This window comes from Bacillus sp. T33-2, from assembly GCF_002860205.1.
Lineage (GTDB): Bacteria > Bacillota > Bacilli > Bacillales > Cytobacillaceae > T33-2.
Genome location: NZ_PGVB01000034.1, coordinates 78,355 through 92,551, shown reverse-complemented (window position 1 = coordinate 92,551; position 14,197 = coordinate 78,355). Strand labels below are relative to the sequence as shown.

Genomic DNA, 14,197 nt, shown 5'->3' with positions numbered 1-14,197 from the left:
GAAAAATTTTTATCGCTAATGCACTTGCCTGGCAATCCAATCCACTGACGGTATTTTAAGGTACCTGGCGGGCGCTTCTGCGAGTTGAAAAAATCGCCCTAAAAACTGCTCATGCTCCCCCGTCTGTTTTAAAAATTTCTCCAGTTTGTCCTGCAAATAGTTTTTTTGCTGTTCAGATGTGGTCATATAATAATTTTCAACACATTCAAAGAAATGAAGCGGGAAAAGGAGCCTGGCATACAGCAGCCGCCATGAAAAAGAAGACAGCTGGCTGATGGCCTGGTATTCCATCATGAACTGCCTGATCTCAAGCTGGCTTGTCTGGATATTGTAAAAGTAGCGTTCCCTGATCCACTCAGCAATGTCCCGGCCTGCATGATCATAGACCCAGTCAAAAGGGTTTCTTACGGCATAGCTTGTGCCCCATGCCTCTGTTGAAAACCGCTCATGGCAGACTGTTCCATGGTCCACCTCCTGCGGCTCATCATCCATTTCCGTGTCAACGAGATATTGGATCGCATTCTCCGAAAGCCCCATATAATATGGAAAGGATTCCAGGAACATACGCTCGAATTCATTTTCGGGCTCGATAAACAGCTTTCCATTCCACACACTCTCCATTTGGTCCAGCCGCATCTCCCAATACTGTTTCCATTGCCCAACACGGCTGACATGCTCCACACGGAAGGGAATATTGCGCCCCCGTGCATGGAACTTTGCCAGTTTGCGGCCGATTCTGTTGTGCTGAGGGGTTTTAAGCCCATTCCCCGCCATAAGGCAATAGCTGTTTTTTTCCCACTTACAAACGATATTCCCTTCCTTTGTCAGTAAAAACTTCGCCGCTTCCCTGTCACCCCTGTTCTGCAGGTGCTGGGCCATCCTGTTAAGCTCGTTTATTTCCTGCTCCTTTCGCCCGGTCACGTCCATAATCAAATAAAGGTTGTTGTTTGACTTAAAACCACGGAATTTCCCGAACGTGATCTCGGTTTCAGGCTGGATGCCGTAATTATTTTTAAGCATTTTTTGGAACATAGGTACCACCCCATTTTTTTGCATATGTAACTAATATATGTGTCTGGCTGAAGAAACTTGTTTTCGTTTGGTTATGAACAGCTGGCGGCCGGGGAAAGATTAAAGGAGGAATTAAGTGCAACTCTCACGATTTTGATTATGCAGAATAATTTATTTACTAGGATGTTATTTGAAAAAGAAAGGTGACGTTGATGGAACCCAAAAAAAGAGCAATCCACATGACAGAAGAAACTGCGCGGAAATGGCTTCATGAAAGAGGCGTAGAAATAGAACATATTGCTGAGCTTGTCTATTATTTGCAGGAAAAATACCACACTGACCTGAAGATGGAGGACTGTTTGGAGAATGTCGAACGGGTCCTTGCCAAAAGGGAAGTCCAAAATGCGATATTGACAGGGATACAGCTTGATATACTCGCGGAGGAGGGCAAACTTGGCGAACCTCTGCAATCTATCATTGCCACTGATGAAAGCCTGTACGGCATCGATGAAATATTGGCTTTTTCAATTGTTAACATTTATGGTTCCATTGGGTTCACCAATTATGGATATATCGACAAGCAAAAACCAGGCATCCTTGAAAAGTTGAACGATAAATCGACCGGAAAATGCAATACATTCCTCGATGACCTGGTCGGCGCCATCGCAGCGGCCGCTTCAAGCCGCCTTGCCCACAGGGCTGCTAATACCGAATAATGCTGCCCTTCCGGAAGATTATGCAAGACCCTGACAGCATTGCGCGGCGTTTTTTTCGAACCGCTGCTATGAAAAAGGACTGGCCGGAATTACTGCTGGCCAGTCCTTTTCATTTACAGAACTTCCCACTGATCAAGCGTATCGACAGTGTATGTAGGTATTTGTTCGTATCCCGCCAAAAGCTCTTTTGTCGTCACTCCGGTATGGACCAGGAGAGTATCCATGCCGGCATTTATTCCGGCGAGAATGTCTGTATCATAATAATCCCCAACCATCAATGTGTCTTCCTTATCTGTGCCGAGCACTTTTAAAGCCTGCTCCATAATGACGGATTCAGGTTTTCCGATGAAAATGGGTTGAGTCTGGGTGGACACAGCGATGACAGAGGTTAATGAACCATTCCCTGGCAGCAACCCCCTCTCGGTAGGTATGGCAATGTCACCATTAGTGGATATAAATGTGGCTCCATTACGTACCGCAAGGCAGCCGACAGCCAGTTTTTCATAAGTGATGCCGCGGTCAATGCCGGACACGACAAATTCCGCATCCTCCCCCGTGAACTTAAAACCCTTTTCAGCCAGCGCTGTCCGGATCCCCTCTTCCCCAATCACATAAACAGAAGCATCTGTTTTTCGTTCATAAATATAGTTGGCGGTTGCCTGGCTGGTCGTGAACACTTGATCCTCCGTGGCCGGGATGTCAAAGCCGCGCAGCTTTTCAGCAACCTGGGCCGGTGTACGAGAAGAATTGTTGGTCACAAATAAATAAGGAATCCCTTTATCAATCAGCTTGTGTACAAAATCTGAGGCCTGTTCAATTTTTTCAGTCCCGCGGTACATGGTTCCATCCAAATCGATTAAATATCCTTTATATTTTTTCATGTTGATCACTCCTCATGATATGTTGCCCGTTTCTTCATTTTATTAGAATGATGGTGTAAAAACAGAAAGAGACCCGTTCGCGGCCTCTCGGGAAAATCTATTGTTTAAAGGCTGAAACAGGGCCCAATTCATTCGTCAAATAACTCCGCACTTTTGGAGAAAACTGTTTCAGCAATGCCAGTTCATCCGTAAATGCCTGAATTAGTGCCTGGTGATCCACTTCCGTATACATCTGGACAAGGGATTTACGGAATTGGATCAGTTTCTTGAGACTTGAGCCCAGTTCCGGCGTAACGACCTTCTCATCTGTTAAAATCTCAACAATATCTTCATAGCTTCCAGGGTCGCGCATTATGAAACCATCTATCATCGCGTTTCCCGCATCCAGCACAGCTTCTATTATTGTATGGGCAAGCCGTTCCAATGCGGCTTTCTCCAATAAAGTATCCCATTTTTGCTGCCCCTCAAAAAAAGAAATCTGCCTGTCCAAGAAATCAAGCGTCGTTTCGATCATTTGGCGATCTACAAAGTACACTGTCGGTCCCTCCATTATTGCCTGAACTGCTAGCGGTTATTGAACATAAGGTGCCTGAATTGCATTCCATGCTATTTTACTACCCATGTTACGTAGACGCCATCCGCTTCTGAAGCATCCCGGGACGGGCGTAAAAATATCCCTGGGCCAAATCGACATTATTCCTTGAAAGGACGGAGGCTTCTTCCGCACTTTCAATCCCTTCGGCCACGACCAGTGACCCTGCTTCTCTCGCAATCAATATCAAGCCTTTGAGCATCGATTCCTTTACCGAATTTTTATCAATATTTTGAATGACAGACCGGTCAATCTTAATAATATCCGGCATAATTTCACTGATTGTATTCAGGCTTGCATAGCCTGCCCCGGTATCATCGACGGCAATTTTAAATCCCATGGCCCTGAGTACCTTAATATTATAAACAAAATTGTCGATTCCTTCGATTGAATCTCTTTCAGTCACTTCAATCGTAATTTGTCCCGGGAATATGCCCTTATACATGGCAAGTATTTTTTTCAGATCCCGCAGGAAGTGTTTGCTGCCAAGTGTGACAGGAGTGAAATTAATAAAAATATCATGGCTGCAACCGGTCAGTTTGATCTGCTGAAAGGTTTTCTCCAGAACAATCATTTCAAGCTCATAAAGATGGCCGGTTTGCCTTGCAACAGAAAATAAGTGAAGCGGACTTTCAAGGGCCGATCCTTCTGGCCCGCGGGTCAGCATCTCCCAGGCCCGTATTTGTTTAGTTGCAACATCAATGATGGGCTGGGCGAGAAGCCGGATGTTTCTCTCTGATACAATTCCCGTTAAAGTAAAAACCATTTGGTTAAAATCGGAGTCTGCCCTTTTTTCAGCGATTGCAAACGCCTGCCGGTGCGCCTTGGCCACCGCCTCGTGTACTGAATGGTGTTTTTTGTCAACAAATATGTAGCCTGTTTCAAAAACCGGCACGATTTCAGGGTATTCTTTATAAAGACGGCTCTCGGTTTCACGAATAATTTTTTTGATTATGGCATCAATGTCGGATAGACAATGGCGGGTATGGTCAATCCTGATGACCAGGTTCAGAGTGTCACAATAAAAGTCATGGAGGACAATAATATCATTGTGATCAATCTCATTTTGCACTGCTTCCCTGAAATGCCTTTTTAAGAGACTGAGGCAGGCCTGATAATTTTCCCCTAGCTGCTCGGCCAGCTCACGGCTATTTTTTAAAGTATAAGCAATGACAGCGGCTTCACAGCCGGCTTTAAAGCTCTTTTTCACTCCGGCAACAATCGGGTTGCGTATGATGAACTGCGGAGGATAATATCGTATTAACGGGTGAGGCAAAAATAGCTTACCCCATCCAAGCCAGTTTTTCATCATCCCGGTAAACCGACGGGCCATAGGTTTCATTCCTCTCGAGGAGCAGCTTAGATATTTGTTCTATTATTGTACCATAGTTTAGCAAATCAGAGATTTTTTCCTAGTAAAAATTAGTAATTTTTGTGGACATTCAAGGATTTCAGGATCAATTCTGATAAAATAATATAGGACTGAAGCTGACGGAAAATAGATCGCATGCTGGACCGGCATCTTAATAAGAAGACTAATCTTGAGGTAGCTTCCACAATAGAGTTGAAGTCAGGAGGAATAATCATGGCAGACCGATTTTTTTTATATGATGATACAGAGGAAACAAAAACCCGTTTTGTAAGCTTTATGGGGGAAAACCAGCGCTTTGACCTGGCGATTGTCCAAACAAGCAGGCATTACGGAAAACAGCTGGTTCTTGATCTTCAGGGCAGCCGTTTTGCCATTATTGGCCAGGATGATTTACAAGAGGAAGGCTATCTGGAGTATGCCTTTCAATTGAACGAGGAAGATGCGGCTGAACTGCGTGAATTCCTGATGGAGGTCGTTTAAGATTCCGATGCTCTATAAAATACAAGAGGACCGTATCGGTCCTCTCGATTATTTTTTCACCTTTTTAACGACGAAATAGGCACAGCCAAAATTGCAATACTCATAAAGATATTCGCTGAGGGTGCTTATTTTCGTATCGAAGGTCGCTTTTTGGTTCTGGTCATCAAAAAATCCCCTGAGCCGCAGCTGACCGTAACCCCAGTCCCCGACAATGTAGTCATACCTTGTCATGATCTCACTGTATCGTGCGCGGAAAGCGTCCTCGTTAAAACCATTCCGCTGTTCCTCGACCAATTCATAGCAAATATTATTGATGCAGACCATACTATCACCTCTTTTTACAAACACTGTTGTTTTAAATTATAACTTATTCTCCATCAATTTCTAAGAAAAAATCACTTCTAATTACCTAACAAAAGCGAGGAAATCTAGGAATCATTAAATCAAAAAAGTCCAGCCGTTGCATTGCTGAACTTTAAATGGTCATGATCATAAAGCTTCCTTTGCTTCCTGTTCTCCCAATAACTGCTTTTGCCTTGCAGCAGAATTGACTTGTTCATCTGCATGGTAGGAAGATCTGACAAGCGGGCCTGCCTCGCAGTGGCTGAATCCTTTTGAAAGGGCAATCTCCTTCAGTTCTTTGAATTCCTCGGGATGATAATATTTGACGACTTTTAAATGTTTCTTCGTTGGCTGGAGGTATTGGCCGATTGTAATGATATCAACCTGGTTGGCGCGGAGGTCGTCCATTGCGTCGACTATCTCCTCTTTTGTTTCCCCCAGCCCTATCATGATGCTGGATTTTGTCGGCACGTTTGGCTGAATTTCCTTCGCGCGGCGGAGGAATTCAAGAGAACGCTCGTATGTAGCCCTGGCCCTCACCCTGGGGGTAAGCCTTTTAACTGTTTCTATGTTATGGTTTAAAATGTCAGGCTTGGCTTCCATGAGTGTTTGCAGGTTTTCATAGACGCCTCCCATATCAGATGGCAGCACTTCTATCGTGGTGAACGGGTTTTTCCTGCGGATCGCCCGGACGGTTTCAGCAAACACAGCAGAACCGCCGTCTTTTAGGTCATCCCGGGCAACAGCTGTCACCACTACATGTTTTAAATTCATTAAGCTGACAGAATCTGCTACCCGCTCCGGCTCTTTCCAGTCAAGCTCATTCGGTAAACCGGTTTTGACGGCACAAAAGCGGCATGCCCTGGTACAAACATCACCGAGGATCATAAAAGTGGCAGTCCTTCTCACAGCCCAGCATTCGTGAATATTCGGGCATTTTGCTTCTTCACACACAGTATGTAAATTTTTTTCGCGCATCATCTTTTTTAATCCGGTGTAATTCTCATTGGTGTTCAGCTTTATTTTCAGCCATTCCGGCTTTCTCATGATTTCCTCTTTGCTGCTCATGTTTTTTCACTCCTGAAAAAATCAAATTTTGTCCAGGATTTTTGTTTGGCCCGGACATGTTCTGTTGTCACTTTAACATAATGAAATACTCAGAACAAGCCGGACAGCTTCTGATTACAATTATTTGGTATTTATTTATTTCCTGCTTTCTCACAAACTAACATGGACAAAATCGATGAAGGGAGGAGTCCTGTGAGAGTTCTTCTTATAGCCATTCTTCTGTCCATTCCATGCTTCATACCTTTGCATAAAGCCTGCGCCGCAGACGAAGATGCCTACCCAAAAAGAATGGAATTGTACAGACAGGTTGAAGCTGTCACTCATATCCCGTGGTATTACATGGCTGCTATTGACCAATATGAAAGAAATGTCCGGCAGGCGAGACGGGATTTGCCAAAGCCTGAAGGACTGTCGGGAATATACTTTAAGCCTGAGGAATGGGCCGGTTTGCTCAATCCCAATCCATCAGACCAAAACCCTTCCTCCATTCAGTTTTTTGATGGCATGGGCTTTGACGGCAATGGAGATGGGAAGGCAAATCCAAACGATGATGAGGATGTCCTTCATGCCTTTGCACAGTACCTGCTTGCTTACGGTACCGATCATGACAACATAAAAATCGGGCTTTGGGATTACTACAAAAGAGACAAAACTGTGGGCATCATCACCGGTAAAGCAAAGATTTACAGGCACTTCGGACGCCTTGACCTTGATGAACACGCATTCCCTATGCCCTTAAGGAGCAATCATAGCTACAGAAATACATGGGGAGATGCCCGGGGCTGGGGAGGGCGCCGGATCCACGAAGGCACTGATATTTTCGCGGCGTACGGTGTCCCAGTAAGGGCCACAGGGTATGGAATCGTTGAGATGAAGGGGTGGAACAGGTACGGCGGCTGGCGTGTCGGCATCCGGGATATCAACAATAACTATCATTATTATGCCCATCTCAGCGGGTTCGCCAAAGACTTGAAAGTCGGGCAAATAGTTGAACCCGGAATGGTAATCGGAGGGGTTGGAAGCTCGGGTTACGGCCCTCCCGGAACTTCCGGAAAGTTTCCGCCGCATCTGCATTATGGCATATATAAAGACAACGGTAAAACCGAGTGGTCGTTTGACCCGTACTCACACTTGAGATTATGGGAACGGCAGGATCGGCAGAAAGCCAGGAAATAAGAAAAGCGCAAGCGCCTTGTCCAGCCCCGACAGGCATAAGACGCATCACGGAGGATAATCCTGATTTCCGTAGTGAGGTGGCTTATGACCCGAGGGGCTAGGCGCTGGAGCTGGACACTGGTCTAACTAAAAATTTTATACATTCTTATGTTTAAATAGAAAAAAAGCGGCAGGTCCATCCAATGTGTCCCTGCCGCTTTCTTTGTTTATAGGCTTTATTCTCCAGGTAGCTGGATCGATGGAGCAGAATCGCCCGCGCCGTTATAATACAACGGAACCTCTCCTTCAAACACGATCGCCCCTAATGGAATCTCGTCTTTTATCGTTGTAATGCCGGTAGCAAACGGGATAATGATTTGGACATTCACTTCGAGTTCTATCCATGCCTCAACTGATATATTATTGACTCCAGGGTCATCAGTTTTCAATTTTACATCAGCATCGACCTCGCCGATGGCAGTGAATTTAATTGGTATTTCCGGACCCAGATTCCCGAGCAGGACATTGTTCGTTGCCTGTCCGAGCGGTACATAGAACACAATGCCGTCACCTTCAATCATTTCTTCGGTTTCAAAATCAACCGAATGCTCCAATTCTAAAGCTTCCAGTTGTCCTCTTTCTGCCTTCACTAAATTCTTTTGTACGAGCTTCGTTACTTCTGCCCGAACCTGGTTAACCTTTTGCGCGTTCAACTTAACTGATGTGCGCCCCTGCTGATTTGTCTGAATTTCAAGAACATCGTTAATATCCATATTGGAAATCTCATCATTATCGATTGCGCTGTTGATCACAAGCGTCGCGATATTCCCTGTCTGGGATTTTGCATAGCTCATCAGCGTCGGTTTAATTCCTTCATTAATAATCCATAATCCTGCCGCAGTTGAGAATAGAAAAAAAACAAAAGTCAGCAGCAATACATAGCGAAAAGGCAGCGGACCCCTCCGCGGCATCCGGCCGCGAAATTTTGCCAACAAAAATCCCCCCTTTACAAGCTATATTATGCCGTGAAGGGGGGAACTAGGCTATAAAATAAAATTAGTTTCAGCTTTCCTCTGAAAAGTTGTGTCACAACCGGTGATCATTAAAGAAAGGGCCGTATTTAAATCAATTTCATATGGCGCTACCTTTTCGCCCTGTTCTTCCAAAATCCTGATAACCGGCCGTTCGCTCATGTCCTTGTTCTGTGCTGACACGACGCCTTTTCTTCCATCATTCAATTCGACTGTCAAGCCAACCGGGTAAATCACCACTGCCCTTCGAAACGCGTCAACAACATTATGCTCAAACTGGTGTCCAGCCCCGGCAAACAGAATTTCCAGCCCTTCATGCGGCAGCATTGCTGGCCGGTACACCCGGTTCGAAGTGACTGCATCAAACACATCCGCAACTCCCAGGATCTTGCCGAAGTCATGGATTTCATTGCCTATAAGGCCGCGCGGGTAGCCGGATCCATCGATTCTCTCATGATGCTGGTACGCACAATGTGCCACCAGCAGAGGCACGGTCTGGATCTGCCTCAGCAGATCGAAGCCATCTTCAGCATGCTTCTGTACGGCGGCAAACTGATCCCCTGTCAGCTTTCCGGGCTTGGACAGGATTTCATAAGGTATAAGCATTTTTCCCACGTCATGAAGAATCGCCCCAAGGCCGAGTGTTTCGAGGTCTTTTGGCGGAAGCCTCATTTCCATCCCGATCGCCAAGGCATACATCGTCACGTTAAGAGAATGGGAGAAAATGTAGTTATCGTGAATATAAACATCCGACAGCAACGTGAGCAATTCCTTGCTGCTGTTTATTTCGTCCAATAACTGCCGGATCAATTGTTTAAAATTGCGGGCGGCATTTTCTAATGTAACTGAACTGGAAACGAGTTTATCAGAGTGTACTTGCTTAAAAGAAGATTCAATTTCGGCAACAGCCCTCTTCCTCAACGAATCTGAAATTGAATTTTTTATTATGATATCTTCAGTCTCATCATCCAGTATATAAATATAATTAATGCCAAAAGCAAGTAGCCGTGCAATGATACTTCCGTTCAACACGGCCCCTTTATTAAGCAGGACCTGCCCTTTGTCATTGAATATTATTTTGCCAAGCCTTGTTCCCGCTTCCACGGAAGCCGTTGCAACCAATCTCATTGTTCTCTCCTGCTTTTTTTAAAATTTATTTTGCAAGAAAATATTACATAATGCGACATATTTTTCAATTTTATTATATCACAGGACAAAAAATGAGGAACAATTAAAAAAGACGTTACACTTAGCATCGAGATCCAGCGATTAACAGTTCATTCACGTTAAATACAAAAAAACAGCAGCCTGGGCTGCTTTCAATTTTTTAAATCATTTTCATCAATGCTTCCGAGCCTGCCATCCCTTTAAATATGCCTCTGTTTTGAGCCTCGCAGGTGACAGACTCCAGCGGGGCATGAAGCAGTTCGTCAATCGTTTTGACACCGACAGCCCTGCCTGCGATCACTTTCCGGTCCTTCAGTTTTTCATTTAATAAAGCAACATCCAGAGCCCCGCACATGATATATCCTTTTTCACTTGTAATGACAAGCAAGTTTGTCTTTGGCAGCCTTACAGTTATGCTCAAAAATGTATGGCCGTTAAGCTGAAGCGGCGACATTTCGATCATTGGCCATCACTCCTTCCATTACAATTTATGTCATGAAAGGAGAAATCGTGATATTTTTTAACCTTCCCCGAATTCCTGTAGGATTTTCCACTTGAGTACATCCCGCAAAAATTCCGGGAACCAATAATGTTTCTTTTTGGCCCGGAAAATTTCAGGGAAAAAGCGCCCAAACGTAAACATGTCAGGTATTGCCAGTTTATACCTCTTTTCAATATCAAGAGGAGCGCCCATAATATTGATTCCCTCAGCTGCGGGAAGCTCCCGTTTGAATTCGATGCCGTCATATATCATCTTGCCCATGACGGTTCCCCTGAAGCCGAGCCCTTTTATTTGCATATGGGGCCATTTTTCGTCGCGGGATTGAAGGAGGACCTCCTTTAATTCGGCTCCCGTCAGTTCCACTGTGCAGGGGTTGATTGGATGAGGGCAGATTGAAAGCAAATCGAAATGTGTGACTGTCCCTGCCGGGAGACCATCCAGCAGCAATCCTGCGTTCACCAGTGCACAATCTGCATCGCACCATTGCTTAAGCCCTTGGCATAGCAGTCCGGTCAGGCGTGAATCTTTGAAATGGTCCGCCGGGAGAGCTATCGGCAGATTAATTACCGAATCTTCAAGCAATGATTTACCGGCAGAGTATAGCCGGTCAATCTGCTCCTTTTCATCCATGGGAGCGGGCAGATCATTCACGTCATATAATATGGCCTTCTTGCCAGCTAGTTTCTTTGTTCCTGTATCAATTGCCAGTGTTATGTGCCCGGCAAATAATCCATGTTTCCCAGCAGCTGCAAGGAGGCAGTTGCCAATCTCCTTCCCTTCATGAAGGAGATGATGTGTATGGCCTCCGAGGATGACGTCGATTTCCGGAAAGTGCCTTGCAATTGCCTCATCGTCATGAATCCCAAGATGGGACAGCAGGATAATGATATCCGTTTTTCCCCTTAGTTCCTTAAGGACGTTTTTCAGCTCATTAAACGGTTCTGTTAATTTCCATCCCAGCAATTCATAAAAGTGCTCGAAAAAAACTGTGAGCCCGATTACGCCAATTCGAGTGCCCGTCCTGGTTATGTACATTGCAGAAGGAATTGCCCATTCCGGCCTCTTTCCGTCTTGCCGGTACAGATTAGCTGCCAGCACTTTGAAGTTTGCCTTCTCATACATGATGTCCAGGTCTTCGTATGAAAGTGTAATCCCCTCATTATTGCCGATGGTGACAGCATCATAGCCTGCTTCATTAAGCAGCCGGCAATTCCCTTTGCCTCTTGTCGCATCCGAAAAAGGGTGCCACCTGTCCATGTGGTCCCCGATATCAAATACCAGAACCTCATCACCTGCTTGTTCGTGCCATTTTCTTCGTTCTGTCAGTAAACTTGATATTGTGGGCCAATGTTCAAAATGGCTGTGCAAATCATTCGTATGGTAAATATGGAGAATCTCCATTTTCCTCAATCCTCTTTCACTACCTCAAGTCTGTTTGCCGCTATGCTAAAATAAATCCAGCTGCCTCGGTGCAAGACCGGAGTAATCGATATCCAGAATTCCCAGCATCTGCTGGGCGTTATCTGCTGCGTCTCCGCCTGAATTATTATTGAAAACAGCAAAAACATGTTCACATTGCTCTTCAAGTTTTTTTAAGTTAACAGCCCACTCCTGCAGTTCCTCCCGGTTATACCGGTAAAGATAGCGGACTTCACGCCAATTCTGGCCCCCGCCTTGCTTATTCCACCCATGTGTGTTCCGGCCGTGGAAACGGACAAGGACCTTATCCTCAGTTGTCGCTTGCAGCACAGTCGGTACAGACCCAACGCCTGCCTGTGGTTCGTCACAAATACTGTGAATCCATTTTTCCCGTTTCATGAATTCCACAGTCTTTTCCTTCATTTCACCGGCAAACCACGACTGGTTCCTGAATTCAAGCGCACATGGCAAATCCCCCATCTGATCCCGGCACCAGCGGAGATATTCGACGTTTTCTCGTTGGCAATCAAACCATGGCGGGAATTGAAATAATGCCATTGCCAGCTTGTTGGCCTCAATATACGGTGCCAGCGAATCTTTAAAGGCAGAGAACATTTCAGCTTTGTCGTTAAAAGGAATTTCACCGCGCTGGTGTCCGGTCATCCCCTGGTATGCCTTCACTATAAATTGAAACGATTCCGGTGTCTCCCCGATCCATTTGGAGGAATTCCGCTTTGGCTGAATCGCATAAAAAGAGGCATCTACCTCAACCGTGGGAAAAAAGCTGGCATACTCCTTCAATTTGTCGCGCGGGGCTACCTTGCTCCCATGCAGGCTGTCATGGTCTCCCCAGCCAGTCAAACCAATGGTGATCATCCGTCCACCTCCATACCACAATCTTAGCATACGCGTACTGATAAGGACTGTTTAAAATAATTCCCCAAAATGAGTTTAATCAAAACATGCAGAAAAAATCCGCCTGCTCATAGCAGACGGATTTTTGTTGCAGCTATTAACCGATACTGCCTTCCATCTCGAACTTGATCAGGCGGTTCATTTCGACTGCGTATTCCATTGGCAGTTCTTTCGTGAATGGCTCGATAAAGCCCATGACGATCATTTCGGTCGCTTCTTCCTCGGAAATTCCGCGGCTCATCAAGTAGAAGAGCTGTTCTTCGGAAACCTTGGACACTTTTGCTTCGTGCTCAAGTGAAATGTTGTCGTTCAGAATTTCATTATACGGAATAGTATCTGAAGTAGATTTGTTATCCATGATTAACGTATCGCACTCGATATTGGAACGGGCGCCGTCCGCTTTGCGTCCAAAATGCACGATGCCGCGGTACGTTACCTTGCCGCCCTGCTTGGAGATCGATTTGGACACAATCGTGGACGATGTGTTTGGCGCCAGGTGCATCATTTTTGCTCCTGCATCCTGGTGCTGCCCTTTGCCTGCAATCGCAATGGACAGGGTCATGCCCCGCGCTCCTTCGCCTTTCAGAATGACGGCAGGATACTTCATTGTCAGCTTGGAACCAATATTTCCGTCAATCCATTCCATTGTGGCGTTTTCTTCACAAACAGCACGCTTCGTTACGAGGTTGTAAACATTGTTCGCCCAGTTTTGGATTGTCGTGTAACGGCAATAAGCGCCTTTTTTAATGATGATTTCAACGACTGCACTGTGGAGTGAGTTAGTTGTGTACACTGGTGCTGTACAGCCTTCAACATAGTGGACATGTGCGCCTTCATCAACGATGATCAGTGTACGCTCAAACTGTCCCATGTTTTCAGAGTTGATTCGGAAATATGCCTGCAGTGGAGTTTCAACTTTTACCCCTTTAGGGACATAGATGAAAGATCCTCCGGACCATACTGCCGAGTTTAAAGCTGCAAACTTGTTATCAGTCGGCGGGATTACCTTCGCCCAATGTTCGCGGAAAATATCCTCGTTTTCCTTAAGGGCTGAATCGGTATCTTTAAACACGATGCCCTGTGCTTCAAGATCTTCCTGCATGTTATGATAAACAACCTCGGATTCATATTGGGCAGATACCCCGGCCAAATACTTTTGTTCAGCTTCGGGAATGCCCAGTTTATCAAAGGTTTGCTTGATTTCTTCAGGCACTTCATCCCAAGACCGTTCTGTTTTTTCAGAAGGCTTTACATAGTACGTAATCTCGTCAAAGTTTAAAGAAGCAAGGTCTCCGCCCCATTGCGGCATAGGCATGCTGTAAAAATGCTCGAGGGACTTCAGGCGGAAGTCCAGCATCCATTGCGGCTCTTGTTTCATCTTTGATATTTCTTCTACGATTTCACGGGTTAAACCGCGTTTAGACCGGAAGATGGAAACGTCTCTATCGGCAAAGCCATATTTATAATCACCGATTTCAGGCATTTTTTTAGCCATCGTCGTATTCCTCCATTCATTTAGCGGGGAACGAATGACTCATTCCTGCTT

15 protein-coding genes are annotated in these 14,197 nt (G+C 45.4%); 3 read left to right on the top strand and 12 right to left on the bottom strand.

The window, feature by feature from the left end:
• Nucleotides 1-15: 15 nt before the first annotated feature.
• Nucleotides 16-1,032: a spore coat putative kinase YutH gene (yutH, locus tag CVD19_RS20365; protein ID WP_101585019.1), complete on the bottom strand. Its 1,017-nt coding sequence runs from the start codon at nt 1,030-1,032 to the stop codon at nt 16-18.
• Between the two features lie 191 nt (nt 1,033-1,223).
• Between yutH and CVD19_RS20360 the strand changes: the two genes are divergently transcribed.
• Nucleotides 1,224-1,727: a phosphatidylglycerophosphatase A family protein gene (locus tag CVD19_RS20360; RefSeq protein WP_101585018.1), complete on the top strand. Its 504-nt coding sequence runs from the start codon at nt 1,224-1,226 to the stop codon at nt 1,725-1,727.
• A gap of 113 nt (nt 1,728-1,840) precedes the next feature.
• Here the strand turns inward: CVD19_RS20360 and CVD19_RS20355 are convergent, their stop codons facing one another.
• The 3 genes from CVD19_RS20355 to CVD19_RS20345 all read right to left on the bottom strand — a co-directional run bounded on the left by CVD19_RS20355 (nt 1,841) and on the right by CVD19_RS20345 (nt 4,533).
• Nucleotides 1,841-2,608, bottom strand: a complete 768-nt coding sequence (locus CVD19_RS20355) for a TIGR01457 family HAD-type hydrolase (protein ID WP_101585017.1) — start codon at nt 2,606-2,608, stop codon at nt 1,841-1,843.
• Between the two features lie 97 nt (nt 2,609-2,705).
• Nucleotides 2,706-3,143 carry a DUF86 domain-containing protein gene (locus CVD19_RS20350; protein WP_101585016.1) on the bottom strand — a complete coding sequence of 146 codons (438 nt, stop codon included), beginning with the start codon at nt 3,141-3,143 and terminating at the stop codon, nt 2,706-2,708.
• Between the two features lie 88 nt (nt 3,144-3,231).
• Nucleotides 3,232-4,533, bottom strand: a complete 1,302-nt coding sequence (locus CVD19_RS20345; RefSeq protein WP_101585015.1) for an EAL domain-containing protein — start codon at nt 4,531-4,533, stop codon at nt 3,232-3,234.
• Nucleotides 4,534-4,785: 252 nt separating this feature from the next.
• On the opposite strand from CVD19_RS20345, the gene CVD19_RS20340 reads away from it, so the two are divergent.
• Nucleotides 4,786-5,052 carry a DUF3055 domain-containing protein gene (locus tag CVD19_RS20340; protein WP_101585014.1) on the top strand — a complete coding sequence of 89 codons (267 nt, stop codon included), beginning with the start codon at nt 4,786-4,788 and terminating at the stop codon, nt 5,050-5,052.
• Between the two features lie 48 nt (nt 5,053-5,100).
• On the opposite strand, the gene CVD19_RS20335 is transcribed toward CVD19_RS20340, so the two are convergent.
• Together CVD19_RS20335 and lipA are read right to left on the bottom strand one after the other, a co-directional pair.
• Entirely contained in the window at nt 5,101-5,376 is a 276-nt protein-coding gene (locus CVD19_RS20335) for a YutD family protein (RefSeq protein WP_101585013.1), read from the bottom strand.
• 165 nt (nt 5,377-5,541) lie between these two features.
• On the bottom strand, nt 5,542-6,462 hold the full coding sequence (lipA, locus tag CVD19_RS20330; protein ID WP_101585012.1) for a lipoyl synthase: 921 nt from the start codon (nt 6,460-6,462) through the stop codon (nt 5,542-5,544).
• Between the two features lie 162 nt (nt 6,463-6,624).
• Between lipA and CVD19_RS20325 the strand changes: the two genes are divergently transcribed.
• Nucleotides 6,625-7,638 (top strand): M23 family metallopeptidase, encoded by a 1,014-nt coding sequence (locus CVD19_RS20325; protein ID WP_101585011.1) that lies wholly within the window; start codon nt 6,625-6,627, stop codon nt 7,636-7,638.
• Nucleotides 7,639-7,853: 215 nt separating this feature from the next.
• Here CVD19_RS20325 and yunB read toward each other — a convergent pair whose 3' ends face one another.
• From yunB to sufB, 6 genes are all read right to left on the bottom strand, one after another.
• Nucleotides 7,854-8,609: a sporulation protein YunB gene (yunB, locus tag CVD19_RS20320; protein WP_101585010.1), complete on the bottom strand. Its 756-nt coding sequence runs from the start codon at nt 8,607-8,609 to the stop codon at nt 7,854-7,856.
• 51 nt (nt 8,610-8,660) lie between these two features.
• Entirely contained in the window at nt 8,661-9,776 is a 1,116-nt protein-coding gene (locus tag CVD19_RS20315) for an HD-GYP domain-containing protein (protein ID WP_101585009.1), read from the bottom strand.
• Nucleotides 9,777-9,975: 199 nt separating this feature from the next.
• Nucleotides 9,976-10,278: a YunC family protein gene (locus tag CVD19_RS20310; RefSeq protein ID WP_101585008.1), complete on the bottom strand. Its 303-nt coding sequence runs from the start codon at nt 10,276-10,278 to the stop codon at nt 9,976-9,978.
• Between the two features lie 57 nt (nt 10,279-10,335).
• On the bottom strand, nt 10,336-11,718 hold the full coding sequence (locus CVD19_RS20305) for a bifunctional metallophosphatase/5'-nucleotidase (protein ID WP_101585007.1): 1,383 nt from the start codon (nt 11,716-11,718) through the stop codon (nt 10,336-10,338).
• A gap of 45 nt (nt 11,719-11,763) precedes the next feature.
• Nucleotides 11,764-12,612, bottom strand: a complete 849-nt coding sequence (locus tag CVD19_RS20300) for a DUF72 domain-containing protein (protein WP_101585006.1) — start codon at nt 12,610-12,612, stop codon at nt 11,764-11,766.
• A 136-nt stretch (nt 12,613-12,748) separates the two neighbouring features.
• Entirely contained in the window at nt 12,749-14,146 is a 1,398-nt protein-coding gene (gene sufB / locus CVD19_RS20295) for a Fe-S cluster assembly protein SufB (protein ID WP_101585005.1), read from the bottom strand.
• Between the last annotated feature and the right edge of the window lie 51 nt (nt 14,147-14,197).

Coding starts and splice junctions, on each gene's coding strand:
- lipA (WP_101585012.1), bottom strand. CDS start 6,462: ATGAGCAGCAAAGAGGAAATCATGAGAAAGCCGGAATGGCTGAAAATA.
- CVD19_RS20345 (WP_101585015.1), bottom strand. CDS start 4,533: ATGGCCCGTCGGTTTACCGGGATGATGAAAAACTGGCTTGGATGGGGT.
- CVD19_RS20315 (WP_101585009.1), bottom strand. CDS start 9,776: ATGAGATTGGTTGCAACGGCTTCCGTGGAAGCGGGAACAAGGCTTGGC.
- CVD19_RS20355 (WP_101585017.1), bottom strand. CDS start 2,608: ATGAAAAAATATAAAGGATATTTAATCGATTTGGATGGAACCATGTAC.
- CVD19_RS20340 (WP_101585014.1), top strand. CDS start 4,786: ATGGCAGACCGATTTTTTTTATATGATGATACAGAGGAAACAAAAACC.
- CVD19_RS20325 (WP_101585011.1), top strand. CDS start 6,625: ATGGACAAAATCGATGAAGGGAGGAGTCCTGTGAGAGTTCTTCTTATA.
- sufB (WP_101585005.1), bottom strand. CDS start 14,146: ATGGCTAAAAAAATGCCTGAAATCGGTGATTATAAATATGGCTTTGCC.
- CVD19_RS20360 (WP_101585018.1), top strand. CDS start 1,224: ATGGAACCCAAAAAAAGAGCAATCCACATGACAGAAGAAACTGCGCGG.
- yutH (WP_101585019.1), bottom strand. CDS start 1,032: ATGTTCCAAAAAATGCTTAAAAATAATTACGGCATCCAGCCTGAAACC.
- CVD19_RS20300 (WP_101585006.1), bottom strand. CDS start 12,612: ATGATCACCATTGGTTTGACTGGCTGGGGAGACCATGACAGCCTGCAT.
- CVD19_RS20310 (WP_101585008.1), bottom strand. CDS start 10,278: ATGATCGAAATGTCGCCGCTTCAGCTTAACGGCCATACATTTTTGAGC.
- CVD19_RS20305 (WP_101585007.1), bottom strand. CDS start 11,718: ATGGAGATTCTCCATATTTACCATACGAATGATTTGCACAGCCATTTT.
- CVD19_RS20335 (WP_101585013.1), bottom strand. CDS start 5,376: ATGGTCTGCATCAATAATATTTGCTATGAATTGGTCGAGGAACAGCGG.